Annotated in this window: 11 protein-coding genes; 10 read left to right on the top strand and 1 reads right to left on the bottom strand. The window is 37.5% G+C overall.

The genetic code is table 11. The features are described 5' to 3' along the window. Window positions 1-12: 12 nt before the first annotated feature. On the top strand, window positions 13-981 hold the full coding sequence (locus MJY40_RS11725; protein WP_317854421.1) for an alpha/beta hydrolase: 969 nt from the start codon (window positions 13-15) through the stop codon (window positions 979-981). 268 nt (window positions 982-1,249) lie between these two features. Here the strand turns inward: MJY40_RS11725 and rsgA are convergent, their stop codons facing one another. Beyond that, complete coding sequence (rsgA, locus tag MJY40_RS11720; protein ID WP_331488176.1) at window positions 1,250-2,320, bottom strand: ribosome small subunit-dependent GTPase A; 1,071 nt, start codon at window positions 2,318-2,320, stop codon at window positions 1,250-1,252. A gap of 320 nt (window positions 2,321-2,640) precedes the next feature. On the opposite strand from rsgA, the gene MJY40_RS11715 reads away from it, so the two are divergent. The 9 genes from MJY40_RS11715 (at window position 2,641) to MJY40_RS11675 (ending at window position 13,930) form a co-directional block, all read left to right on the top strand. Continuing rightward, complete coding sequence (locus MJY40_RS11715) at window positions 2,641-3,060, top strand: MarR family winged helix-turn-helix transcriptional regulator (protein ID WP_317854420.1); 420 nt, start codon at window positions 2,641-2,643, stop codon at window positions 3,058-3,060. A 200-nt stretch (window positions 3,061-3,260) separates the two neighbouring features. Continuing rightward, entirely contained in the window at window positions 3,261-6,191 is a 2,931-nt protein-coding gene (locus MJY40_RS11710; RefSeq protein ID WP_317854419.1) for an acyl-CoA dehydratase activase, read from the top strand. Further along, the gene (locus tag MJY40_RS11705) at window positions 6,179-7,495 is read left to right on the top strand and encodes a 2-hydroxyacyl-CoA dehydratase (RefSeq protein ID WP_317854418.1); all 1,317 of its coding nucleotides are present in this window, start codon (window positions 6,179-6,181) and stop codon (window positions 7,493-7,495) included. The genes MJY40_RS11710 and MJY40_RS11705 overlap by 13 nt, the downstream gene beginning before the upstream one ends. A gap of 93 nt (window positions 7,496-7,588) precedes the next feature. After that, on the top strand, window positions 7,589-8,938 hold the full coding sequence (locus tag MJY40_RS11700; RefSeq protein WP_317854417.1) for an MATE family efflux transporter: 1,350 nt from the start codon (window positions 7,589-7,591) through the stop codon (window positions 8,936-8,938). A 17-nt stretch (window positions 8,939-8,955) separates the two neighbouring features. Then, window positions 8,956-9,912, top strand: a complete 957-nt coding sequence (locus MJY40_RS11695; RefSeq protein WP_317854416.1) for an MBL fold metallo-hydrolase — start codon at window positions 8,956-8,958, stop codon at window positions 9,910-9,912. Window positions 9,913-10,272: 360 nt separating this feature from the next. After that, window positions 10,273-10,935: a DUF6088 family protein gene (locus MJY40_RS11690; RefSeq protein WP_317854415.1), complete on the top strand. Its 663-nt coding sequence runs from the start codon at window positions 10,273-10,275 to the stop codon at window positions 10,933-10,935. Beyond that, window positions 10,919-11,917, top strand: coding sequence for a nucleotidyl transferase AbiEii/AbiGii toxin family protein (locus MJY40_RS11685; protein ID WP_317854414.1), 999 nt, complete (start codon window positions 10,919-10,921; stop codon window positions 11,915-11,917). The genes MJY40_RS11690 and MJY40_RS11685 overlap by 17 nt, the downstream gene beginning before the upstream one ends. 290 nt (window positions 11,918-12,207) lie before the next feature. Then, complete coding sequence (locus tag MJY40_RS11680; protein ID WP_317854413.1) at window positions 12,208-13,440, top strand: ATP-binding protein; 1,233 nt, start codon at window positions 12,208-12,210, stop codon at window positions 13,438-13,440. Window positions 13,441-13,612: 172 nt separating this feature from the next. Then, window positions 13,613-13,930 (top strand): 4-oxalocrotonate tautomerase, encoded by a 318-nt coding sequence (locus MJY40_RS11675; RefSeq protein WP_317854412.1) that lies wholly within the window; start codon window positions 13,613-13,615, stop codon window positions 13,928-13,930. Window positions 13,931-13,992: the final 62 nt, after the last annotated feature.

The following is a 13,992-nucleotide window of genomic DNA, read 5'->3' as shown; positions in this document are numbered from 1 at the left end:
GGAGGATATGATATGGAAAAACTGAATTTAACCCAACAGTGGGATAAGACTTTCGCAAAAAGCGATAAAGTGGAGCATCAAAAAATCACCTTTCATAATCGCTATGGCATTACCCTTGCTGCCGATATGTACATTCCCAAAAATGCAACAGGTAAATTGCCAGCTATTGCAGTGAGCGGACCATTTGGCGCTGTCAAAGAGCAATCCTCTGGCCTATACGCACAGACTATGGCAGAGCGTGGATATCTCACCATTGCCTTTGATCCATCTTATACAGGTGAGAGTGGTGGAGAGCCTCGCTACGTTGCATCCCCGGATATGAACACAGAGGATTTTTGTGCAGCGGTGGATTTTTTATCGGTGCAAGACAATGTTGATGCTGAGAAAATTGGCGTGATTGGTATCTGTGGTTGGGGTGGTATGGCACTAAATGCTGCCTCTATGGATACACGCATCAAGGCAACTGTGGCAGTCACCATGTATGATATGACTCGTGTCACAGCAAAGGGTTATTTCGACTCAGAAGATACCAAACAGGTACGCTATGAAAAGAAACAGGCAATGAATGCCCAGCGTACCATTGACTACAAAAATGGAAGCTACGCACTTGCAGGTGGTCTGCCAGATGCAGTGCCGGAGGAAGCGCCATCTTTCCTAAAAGATTATTTTGCCTATTACAAGACAAGTAGAGGGTATCACCTACGTTCCCTCAACTCCAATGGTGGTTGGAATGTGACTTCCCCTCTGTCACTGCTGAATATGCCTATTTTGCAGTATAGCGATGAAATCCAAAGTGCAGTGCTTATTGTTCATGGAGAAAATGCACACTCTTGCTACTTTTGCAAAGATGCCTTTGAGAAACTGTCTGGCGAAAATAAGGAATTGATGATCATTCCAAATGCCTCTCACACAGACCTATATGACCAAATGAATGTGATTCCCTTTGAGAAAATAGAGCAGTTCTTTGCACAGTATTTGTAAGGAGATTTGAACGTTTGGATAGGCATTGATGGAAATAATATGCGTAAAATACGGAAAACCTACGCAATTTTAGTTTGCGTAGGTTTTCTTTTGTGAAAATCGTCCTAATGCAAGTATCTTTTGGGATCTTTTGGGGATTTGATGAAAAAGAAAAGCTCACAATGCCATGTTGTGTTGTGAGCTTGCCTTTTTGCAATTGATTGGAATTATGTTATTCGTATTTTATCAATTAGTGTGGGGGTATAGCCAAGCTATCCATACTATGAAATCACTTGCGTTTTCTTTGCTCTTTGGCAAATTTACGCACATTTTTCATGCCGCCAACGTCTTTAAACATACGATCTAATTTTTTGACCTCTATTTCTTTTGCATTTAAACCATCATATCCAGCTTCGATTTTTAGCTTTCTATAATTTTCAAATCGTCTTTCATCTAAAGTTTTATTTGAAATTGCATCAAGTATTGCACAACCTGGTTCGCTTGTATGAGTGCAGTCGTGAAATTTACATTTTCCTGCGAGTTCTTCTATGTCGTCAAATGTTTTTGAAAAATCTGCAGTATATGCTCCGAGTTCTCTCATTCCTGGTGTATCAATCAGTACTCCACCAAACGGTGAAACAAACATTTCTCTACCAGTTGTGGTATGTCTGCCTTTGTCAGCTTTTCCAATATCAGCAGTCTTGATCGTTTCTTCACCCAAAAGCCTATTGATTAGTGTAGATTTTCCTACACCAGATGAACCGATAAACGCAGAAGTAGTGCCGGTTTTGAGATGTTTTTCAAGTTTTTGTTCTACATTTTCTTCGAAAATCGTAAGAGTTATTACATCAGAAAACAAAGATACTCGCTGCACTTCGAAGATTTTCTCATCTAAATCTTGACATAAATCAGCTTTTGTAAGCAAAATAACAGGCGTTGCGCCACTATCCCATGCTACACTCAGATAACGTTCCAATCTGCTAAGATTAAAATTATGATTAAGTGACATACAAATAAAAACCGTGTCGATGTTTGCAGCAATGCTTTGTGCCTGTCCACTCACACCAACAGCTGTTCGAAGAAATACACTTTTTCGTGTTAGCACGTGATGAATAATTGCGTTGCTATTATTTGTATCACAAGTTACCATAACAAAATCGCCAACAGTAGGGAATTTTGCAAGTTCGGTGGTATCAAACCGAAATTTACCTGATATTTCAGCTTGTTTCTCACCAAAATTTGTCACGATTTTATACAACCCTCGATATTGTGCAATTACACGAGCCAGTAAAAAATCTGAGTATAACGTAGCTTCATTTGAAAATCGTTCAGTAAGACCATAATTATTTAATATATTCATTTTTATCTCCTCAATTTATAAGGGTAACGCCACTCCTATATCACAATCTTTGTAATATACCTAAAGTTTTATTTATTCTATTATATTCCCCAAATAGTGCAGTTTCAATCTATAGTAAGACATATTCTTATGATATAACGAATTTGTGTTGGCATACACTCCATAGTTTTTCTTTTAACGGAGTGGGTTTTTCATAGTATTCGCATTTATAAATTAGACACTTTTAAACGATATAAATTTATATTTGACCAATATTAACAGTAAGCTGTTGACAGGTAGCTTTTGATATGTTAGAATGATATTCGTTCGGAGGTGAGAGCATGACAGATGATATTATGCGCATTATAAAGAATGCATCAGATGGCATTGAAAAAAAAGCAAATAATGATTTGAAACAGTATGGTATTACTTTAACACAATGTGGGATTTTAGTCTATTTATCAACACTTGAACAGTATACTGCACCAATTAAGCATATTGAGAAAGCATTTAAAGTTTCGCAAGCCACGATGCAAGCCAATATACAAAGACTTGTCAAAAAAGAATTTATCACTTTAAGTGGTGATCCAAATGACAAACGTATCAAAAATGCAACTCTCACATCAAAAGGGATGGCAACTTTAGCAGAAACTCAAACTTCACGAGTGGAAAATGAAGCTTACTTATTTTCTGAATTTACAGATGATGAAATTGCAACACTAAAATGTTTGTTGAAAAAATTAAATAGCAAATTAGATTAACTCCTATATTCCAATGAGAGTTAAGGCAACATCGCACAACCCTTTATTACAACCTTTGCAATCGGGGTTATGCGGTATTGCCTTAAATTAAAGTCTATTCAACAGCTACCTGTTAATATGAGGCGTTAATTAGATATAAGAAATTACAAATTTTGAATTGACGTTTCAAAAGTTTGTGTAAAAATGGCAATGGAGGGTATATGAAATTAGGGATAGATATTGGTTCAACAACAATCAAACTGGTGCTTATTTCGGAAACGAATGAGGTGATCTATAAATCTTATGAAAGACATCATTCAAAGATAAATGAGAAATTATTCGCTTGCTTAAATATGGTAAAAAGAAAGTATTCAGATATAGGACCAATCGCAGTTTCCATCACAGGTTCAGCAGGAATGGGGCTTGCCGATAGGTTAGGCATAGGGTTCGTACAAGAGGTGTTTGCAACAAAAGTAGCCACAAGTACATTGATGCCCCATACAGATACTGTCATTGAACTGGGTGGCGAAGATGCTAAGATATTGTTTTTATCCAATGGGTTAGAGGTTCGTATGAATGGCACTTGCGCTGGGGGAACAGGTGCATTTATTGACCAAATTGCAACCCTTTTGGAAACCACACCAGAGGAGATGAATGTTCTTGCAAAATCAGCCGAAAAAACATATTCTATCGCATCCAGATGCGGTGTTTTTGCAAAATCAGATATACAACCGCTCTTAAATCAGGGTGCCAAAAAAGAAGACTTATCAGCAAGTATATATCAATCCGTGGTCAACCAAACCATTATTGGATTGGCACAAGGTAGAAGAATTACAGGTGAAATCTTATACCTTGGTGGTCCTCTCACCTTTATGTCGGAGCTTAGAAAAAGATTTGATACTACGTTACATTTAACAGGCACTTGTCCTGAAAATTCACTCTATTATGTTGCCATCGGAGCTGCTATCTGTGCAGATACAATGACCGATATAGACCAACTGATTGACAAGGTTGCAAGTTATAAATCCAAGGAAAACTTTGAAAAAATAGAACCACTTTTCAAAAACCAAGAAGAATATCGTTCGTTTTTAGAACGTCATGCCAAAAGCGATGTGACCATACATCAGGAGAGCAATTATGATGGAAGTGTCCATATTGGTATTGATGCAGGCTCTACCACCATCAAAGTTGTGGCAATCAATGAAGCAGAAGATATTATATTTTCAAGATATCAAACCAACGGTGGGAATCCAATTCCTCCGATAAAGGCAATTTTAGAGGAATTTTATGACATAAATCCCCATGCAAATATTCTCTCGGCTGCTGTCACAGGCTATGGAGAAGATATGATTAAAAATGCTTTTCAGGTTGATTTTGGACTTGTAGAAACAGTGGCTCATTATACAGCAGCAAAAAAATTCAATCCAGATGTAGATTTCATCATCGACATTGGTGGGCAAGATATGAAATGTTTCCGTATTGTAGATGGTGCCATAGATGATATTTTTCTGAATGAAGCTTGTTCATCTGGCTGTGGTTCCTTTCTCCAGACCTTTGCAAATATTTTGGGGTACAGCTCGGAGGAATATGGCAAATTAGGTCTTTTTGCTGATGCTCCAGTTGATTTGGGCTCTCGCTGTACTGTGTTTATGAATTCTTCCGTCAAACAAGCACAAAAGGATGGTGCATCTGTAGAAAATATTTCAGCTGGACTTTCTATCAGTGTGGTAAAAAATGCAATCTATAAGTTGATTCGTGTCAGCAGTGCAAGTGAACTCGGCCAAAACATTGTGGTGCAAGGGGGCACTTTTCTAAACGATGCGGTATTGCGTTCCTTTGAAAAAGAAATCGGTGGTGACGTAATCCGTCCCAACATTGCAGGTATTATGGGCGCATACGGTGTTGCTCTTTATGGAAAAAATAAAGGGCTTCTTTGCTCTAGTATATTAAGACCAGAAGCACTGAAACAGTTCACACATACCATATCCTACACAAACTGCAACCTGTGTGCCAATCACTGTGCTTTAACCATCAACACATTTGATGGAGTGAGAAAGTTTGTTGCTGGAAACCGATGTGATAGACCAACCACACCCAATAGAAATCATCAGAATAATCTAAATTTATGCGCATACAAACGAACTTTGCTAGAGGGGTATATGAACAAGATGGTTCCTTCCCCAAAAGGTAAAATTGGCATTCCATTGGTTTTAAATATGTACGAATTGCTTCCTTTTTGGACAACATTTTTCAATGAATTGGGATTTGAAGTGGTTACATCTGGCTTTTCTGATGGTGAAACATATTTAAGTGGACAGGATTCTATTCCCTCTGACACGGTATGTTTCCCTGCAAAGCTGGTTCATGGACATATAGAGAAGTTGCTGACAAAAGAGGTGGATGCAATTTTTTATCCGTGCATGACCTATAATATCAATGAAAAGCGTGGACATAATCATTATAATTGTCCAGTTGTGGCATATTATCCAGAAACCGTAGCCAACAATATTGATTCTATCAAAAATGTGCAGTATATCTATGACTACATAGGCTTGCATAGACCAAAAGATTTTGTAGGAAAAATCCAAGTGATTCTAAGTAGATATTTTGCCGATATTTCTAAAAAAGATATTCAAAATGCCACTGATAGAGCGTTTGCGGAGCGAGAATTGTTTTTGGCAAAAACAAGGGAAAAGGGTGCCGAAATGATTCGCATAGCAAGAGAAAACAATCAAAAAATTATTGTACTTGCTGGTAGGCCTTATCATCTTGATCCCAAGGTGAATCATGGCATTGATCAGTTGATGAGTAGCTATCAAGTCGCTATTGTAACAGAAGATTCGATTTGCCATTTGGTAAAAGAAAAATATCATGCAAATGTGCTCAATCAATGGACTTACCATGCAAGGTTATATGATGCAGCCAAATATATTACAACCCAACGTGATATGCAATTGGTGCAGCTGGTGTCCTTTGGATGTGGAGTTGATGCGATTACAACAGATGAAGTAAAAGCAATTTTGCGAGAGGGCAACAAAATATACACAGGATTAAAAATTGATGAAATCACCAATTTAGGTGCAACCAAAATAAGAATACGCAGTTTAATTGCAGCCATAGAACAAGAGGAGGTGTTAGGATGGAGCGAATAGAATTTACTCGTGAGATGAAAAAAGATTATACCATTTTAGTACCCAATATGCTGCCCATACATTTTGGAATGATCAGTGCTGTTTTTGCAAATGAGGGCTATCATTTTGAGATTTTGCATAATGACAGTAGTGCTGTTGTGGAAGCAGGACTTAGGTATGTACACAATGATACTTGTTACCCTGCTCTATTGGTGATTGGACAATTCTTAGATGCTTTGAATAGTGGTAAATATGATGTCAACAAAACAGCACTTTTAATTACACAAACTGGTGGTGGGTGTAGAGCATCGAATTATATTCACTTATTGAGAAAGGCTTTGGTGAAATCTGGATACGGGCAAGTGCCTGTTATTTCACTGAATCTTTCTGGGCTTGAGAAAAATTCTGGGTTTCAGTTTACACTTCCTCTCATTCGAAAAACAATTAGTATCATTGGATACGGAGATATGTTAATGCTCCTGAAAAATCAAGTAAAACCTTATGAGGTAAAAAAAGGGGCGACTGATCAACTTGTAAAGCAATGGCAAACTCGACTTTGTGAAGATTTTAAAGGTAATAAAGGATTGAGTTTATCTCAAATGAAAGTGAATTTCAAGGAAATCGTTCAGAGTTTTTCTGAAGTAGAAATGCAGAAATCTGAAAAAACAAAAGTAGGTATTGTGGGCGAAATTTATGTCAAATATTCTAGTCTGGGAAATAACAATCTTGAAGATTTTTTGCTTTCACAAAATTGTGAATATATGATTCCTGGGCTCATGGCATTTGTTTTGTTTATGATTGATACTAGACTAGAGGATGTTAAGTTATACGGAGGAAATAAGCTAAAGTCCGCTGTAATTAATGTGTTGTTTCAATACATAGCGAAGATTGAAAAAATGTTCATTCATGCAATAGAGTCAAACGGTAGCTTTTTAGCGCCCAGTCCCTATGTTCATATGAAATCTCTTGTTGATGGTGTTGTAGGACATGGCAATAAGATGGGCGAGGGGTGGTTTCTCCCTGCTGAAATGTTAGAATTATGCGAGCAGGGATTTGAAAATATCGTTTGTACACAGCCGTTTGGATGTTTGCCAAATCATATAGTCGGCAAAGGAACCATTCGCCCCATCAAAGAGCGGTTTCCAAAAGCAAATATTACTGCCATAGACTACGATCCTGGCGCTTCAAGGGTAAACCAGGAAAATAGAATCAAACTGATGCTTGCAATCGCCAAAGAACAAAACATGGCTACTGTCACGATTCAAGTAGAGGACAAACCTAAAAAGAAAAGTCCTGCGTTGATTTCTGTTGCATCGTTATTGTAAAGCGGTGATTTATACCAAACCTACAATAGAACAGTTATATAATCAATTTATGATGGTGTGAAACACCGAAAATCAGAAAGGTGAAAAAATAATATGAATGAAAATTTAGAAAAAATGGAATCTATGACACCGGTGAAGGCTGTCATGTCAAATGCAATCCCTGCCATGCTCATCATGGTGATGGCTTTGGTCTACAATATGGCGGATTTATTCTTCATCGGTCGGACAGGAAATGACTTGATGGTGGCGGCTATTTCCTTGGCGGCCCCTTTGTTCTTGATGTTTATGGCTTTGGGGAATGTCTTTGGCATCGGTGGTGCATCTCTTTTATCACGTTGCTTGGGTAAGGGCGATAAGGACGCATCCAAAAAAATATCATCATTTTGTTTTTGGAGTTGTATCTGTATTGGTATTTTACTTTCCGTGGTGGTTTTCTTCTCCGTGGATAGCTTGGCAATTGCTTTTGGTGCTAGTAGCGATACAGCTGATATGGTATCTAATTATCTGGCAATCATTTCGACCACAGGCGTGTTTGTTCTCATCTCCAGTTGTTACTCTGCCCTTGTTCGTAGCGAAGGGAAACCACAAAAGGCTATGACAGGGATGGTGTTAGGCAACCTAATCAATATCGTTCTAGATCCTATTTTAATTTTGGGATTGAATATGGGTGTGGAAGGTGCTGCCATTGCTACTGCAATTGGTAATTTATGCGGTGGTGCTTATTATCTTATTTATCTTTTGAAAGCAGACACGATGCTGACCATAAAACCACGAGATTTTACTTGTAAAGAGGGTATTTTGAAAGAGGTACTCCTCATCGGTATTCCTGCTTCTTTAACCTCTATTTTGATGGGGATTTGCCAGATATTGATCAATAGTCAGATGTCGGTTTACGGTGACTTGGCGGTTGCTGGCATCGGTGTCGGAATGAAGGTGACTATGATTACGACTATGATGTGTATGGGTATTGGATTGGGGGTTCAACCTCTGCTGAGCTATGCCATTGGCGCTGGCAACAAAGAACGTTACAACAGTATCTTCAAAGTTTCGGTGATTTTTGCTGTTATCCTCAGTGGTGGATTGACCATTTTGTGCTATCTGACTCTCCACTGGATTGTAAATGCCTTTGTGTCCGATCCGCAGGCATATGAGTATGCTTACTACTTCTCTGGGGTGCTGATTTCTACCAGTGTGGCTTTCAGTGTACTATCTGTGTTGGCAAATGCCCTCCAAGCTGCTGGTGCTGCCACTTCGGCTCTTATTGTGAATACCAGCCGTCAAGGATTTGTGTATATTCCATTGCTATTTATCATGGGAAATATCTGGAATATCGATGGATTGGTCTTTGCCCAACCTGTAGCTGATGTGATTTCCATTGTGTTGGCAATTGTTTTGTATTTGATTGTATCCAAGAAGTTTTTTGCTTCCAGTGAAGCTATCTAAAAGAAGGAGTCGCTACCATGAAAACAATTTCACTGCCTACCACTGGAACGCTTACCACAGTTCCACATAAGGCACCATGTCTTTATCAATCTGAGGCGGATTTTTCTGTTATCTTAGTTGGTACAGGTTGCCCCATGACGGTTCTAGGGCGCAACTACCCCTGTACGTTGGTTCGCTATAAATCTCATTATTTTATGGTAGACGTAGGAGATGGCACTGCTATGCGACTGGCTGAAGGTGGCATTCCAGTGGGCGATATTGAAAGCATTTTCTTTACTCACCATCATGCCGACCACAACGGTGGCTTTCCATATATGCTCATCAATGGCTGGATGAATGGACGCAAGAAACTAAATTTAGTTGGTCCACCTAAAACAAAAGGTTATTATGATTTTTTATTGAAACTCTATGAAGATGATATTGACTATCGATCTATGGGACGTCCAGAATTTAGAGCATATATCCATCAGTCTAGTGTTCGTGAAATTGAAGATAAGGAAACCTTTGTACTCAATGACGTCACCATATCCACAGCCAAACTCACCCACAGTGCCCATAATCTTGGATATCGCTTTGAGGTAAATGGAGAAACTATCGTTGTTTCTGGGGATACCAGCTATGACCTAGCATTGGTGGAATTGGCGAGAGATGCTGACATTTTGGTGATGGATTCTGGACCATTTCCAGGGAAAGAGCCTATTTGCGCTAGTACGCCATATGCACAAGGTTCAACTCCTATACACAAAGGTGTTCCAAACTTTCAACGGATGGGCATGGGTAAACCAAGAGTTATGCCTCATGCGCTTCCAAAAGATGTGGCACGAATAGCCAAAGAGGCGAATGTGAAAACCATTGTCTTAACCCATATGATACCTAATATCATAGACGAAGAAGCTTCACTGTCCATATTCCGCCAAAATGGGTATGAAGGCAACGTGGTGTTTGGGCGTGATTTGCTGGAAATTATTCCGTAGTTCAGATGACACTGATGTGGTCATCATTAGTTCTTGGGTAAATAAGTAATTGATCATAGAGCGTGGAGCAAAACCTATGAAATTGAAAATGCATCTTAAATATATTAAAACTCTTGGTAGAAGCCGAGAGTTTTTTTACTGTACTAATGCGAGTATCTTTTGGGATATTTTAGGGATTTAGGAAGTCAAATAACAAAAATACAATCCTCTATGCAATCACTTGTGTAGAGGATTGATATTATAATAAAGAATGCACACTGAGAAAATATAAAATACTTGATTTTTATAAGTATATTTGATATTATAATGGTATAAAATATATTGAAATAAATACGCAATAATATCAAAGGTGGTGTAACTATGAATATAAAATACAGTGAGTACATGGGAAGTGTCATAGAAGCATTTCCAGTTGGTATACCAATTTTTACAGATACTGTAGTAAAGATTGTTTCAGACAAAATAGAAATGCCTGTGGATGATTTGAAAAGCATTGTCAATTTAAATTTAAAAAGACTTGCAGATAATCATATTATAGAACGTATCCAAAAGGGTGTGTATTACAAGCCGAAAATGACAGCATTCGGAAAAACGAAGCCGCCGATAGAACTGATGATTCATGAAACTTGCATTCAGTGCGATGGTGAAAAAATAGGGTATATAGGTGCGGAAACATTGCTTCATGATTTTGGACTTACTTCTTTGGTTCCTAAAAACAAAGTGATTGTGACCAACAAATATAGGGTGAAAGTACCCAAAGAAAATCATATTATTTTAAAAAAGCCAGTGACAGAAATCACAGAGGATAATGCAAAATATTTACAACTGATAGATGTGGTGGCTATGCTAAGTACAGAGTATATAGATGTAGAAAATCCAGAGCAAATCATCAGGGAAAGGGCAAACAAACTTGTGGTGGATAAGTTGACTATGATAAAAATTGCAAAAAAATACTACCCACTCAAAGTGCTGGTTGCTGTATTGGAAATTATTTTGGAGGATGACTATGAATTTACACAATGATAGAGATGCCTTTTCTGTTATCATAGACAACGTCAGTGAAAAAACAGGCATCAGAAAAGATATTATAGAAAAGGATTATTATGTGGTGCTTATGCTTTTTGAACTTGCTGGAAAACAATCGGAGCTACCTGCATATTTCAAAGGTGGTACAGCACTGTATAAGGCACTGAAAACCCTAAATCGCTTTTCGGAAGATATTGATTTAACGGTAGAAATTAGCGATTGTTCTAGAAGTCAAGGTAAGGCGAGGCTGGAACGAGCAAGCACGAAATATACTGTATTGCAAAGAACTACTGATAAAGAAAAAGAAATCAATGCAAAAGGGAGCATAACCACAATCTATGATTATCAGCCTATCACAGCGATTGACACGCAAGATGAATTGCAACGATTTGGTCATGTGAAAGTGGAGGCAACTTCCTTTACTGTCAGTGAGCCTTATGAAACCTCGGAAATAGAACCCCTACTCTATACAAAAGCAACAGAAGAAGAAAAATTGATATTAAAAGAACAGTTTGCAGTTGTTCCATTCTCTATCAAAAGCATTAAGCAGGAGCGCATTTTTGCTGATAAAATACTTGCAGCAGAATTTTATTATCAGAGGAATGAACTGTTTGATGTATCAAAACACTTGTATGATTTAACTGTTATGATGGGTTTGACCAGAATACAGGAAATGCTCTCTTGTCATGATGAACTTGTAAAAATGCTGTCCTATAAACGTCAGGAAGAACTATTGCGGAAAGGCAGTGAACTTGCAGATTTACCATTTGAGAACTTCACCTTGTTTAACGAACTTGAGAACAACCAATCGTTACAAATGCATTTCATGAAAATGCAGGAGATTTATGTATTTGATGAAAAAGACGTTTTTTGCTACGAGGAGATGAGCCGAAGAATGAAGTCCTTGAATGAAATTCTGCTAACCCTAGATGAGAGGTTAGTAATCATAAGCCAAGAACCAGAAATGAATATGTATTAAGCAAAGGACTCATAGTAAATGCTGTGAGCCTTGCAAAACAGTGAGTAAGCATTCATTTGCCTGCTCACTGTTTTGCTGATTATGGAGAAGTATATTTTAACCGCCCTAATGCAAATATCTTTTGGGATATTTGGGGGATTTGATAGAAACAAGAAAAAACATTTTTTGACAATAATTAAAATATAACTCAAAAATAACATGAAAGAATAAAGTTTTTGAAATACAACTTAAAAACTTGACAAATATGTCTTTGGAATCTATAATGGAGTGGAAGAAAGGAGCGAAGTTTTATGGATAAAATAAACCGTCCACTCTATTTAACAAGATTAATAGAATACAAAGATAAAGATGTTGTGAAAATTGTTACAGGTATTCGAAGATGTGGGAAATCCACAATTTTGGATTTATTCCATGAACATTTATTGCAATGTGGTGTCCCAAAAGAGAATGTAATCCATATAAATTTAGAGTCTTTGAAATTCAAAAATATTTTGCACTACGAAGCCTTTTATGGATATATCAGTGAGCGTATAGCAGAAAATGGGAGAACCTATCTCATATTTGATGAGTTACAAACAGTGGAGCATTGGGAAAAAGCCATTGAATCATTTCGGTTGGACTTTGATGTGGATATTTATATTACAGGTTCCAATGCGTATTTGCTATCCAATGAATTTTCCACATTGCTGTCTGGAAGATATGTTGAGATTCGCATGATGCCACTTTCCTTTAAGGAATTTTTGACATTCTACGAGTTCCCTGTGGATATGACTATGGAAGAAAAGTTCCAAAAATATTTGCAAATTGGTGGAATGCCAATTTTGAAACAGTTTGATTTTAACCTATCCCAAATCAATGAAACCCTAGAGGGTATTTACTCCACCGTTATTTTAAGAGATGTGTTGGAACGTAATAAGGCCACTGACCAATACTTGCTGCGTAAGCTGGTGCTGTTTTTGAGCGATAACATTGGAAGCCTAAATTCACCAAATAGCATTGGAAATATTTTGAAAAATGAAGGTGATATTTCATCAAAGGGTAAGGCAAATGTTGCAAGCAGCACAGTCAATAAATATATTGAAATGTTGAGTAATGCATTTATTTTCTATACAGCAGGGCGATACGATATCAAAGGCAAGCAACTGTTGAAAACTTTGAACAAGAATTATATTGCGGACATAGGTTTTCGCAATATGCTCTTAGGCTATCGTGATGTGGATAGAGGGCATATTCTGGAGAATATCGTATATTTGGAGCTTTTGAGACGAGGGTATAAGGTTTGTGTTGGAAAGATTGGAGAAATCGAAGTTGATTTTGTAGCCGAAAAACCAGATGAAAAGCTGTACATTCAAGTGACAGAATCCCTTTTGGATGCATCTGTTTATGAAAGAGAATTGCGTAGCTTAAAAGCAATCGGAGATAATTACGAAAAGATTGTGTTATCGATGGATCGGAACTTTATCAAGTCTGATGAGGGAATTAAGCTGGAAAACATCATTGATTTTTTGATAGAAGAAAAATAAATACAAATTGTATGCAGTCGATGGAGAAATCTGTCGACTGTTTTTTATTGGAAGGCATTGCAGAGTGAATATAGTAAACTTCTACATCTAATCTTTGTTACATATTGGTATAGCTTATACTTCAAACTTCGAGCATTGTGTGTTTACAAAACAGAAAAGGAGATGAACCCAAATGGAAACCAAGAACTTATGCGCTCAAATTCCAATAGACTTACACCAAAAGGTAAGTGATGAGCGAGAGAAGAAAGGCATCACAACAAGCCAATATGTAACGGAAATTTTAGAAGAATTTTATCGAATGAAGGAGGCAAAGCCAATGACAAAAGACACTAGAACACTTGCACTGCAAATCTCAGAGGAATTATTTGAAAGAATCAAAGACCACTTGCAGAAAACGGGCATGAAACAAAAAGACTTTATCATCGGATTGATTTTAGAAGCCTTAGAGGACGAAGAACACAATGAAACAAATGAAGTAGAAGCAATGTAAACATCAATAGACAAACAGAGTGGAGAGTGAAAGCTCTCCTTTTTTATTGTGGAAGGAGGTGA

Origin of the sequence: Chakrabartyella piscis (genome assembly GCA_030067835.1) — a bacterium.
GTDB lineage: Bacteria > Bacillota > Clostridia > Lachnospirales > Anaerotignaceae > Chakrabartyella > Chakrabartyella piscis.
Note: the sequence above shows the minus strand (reverse complement) of the source record. Positions and strands in the feature narration are given on the sequence as shown.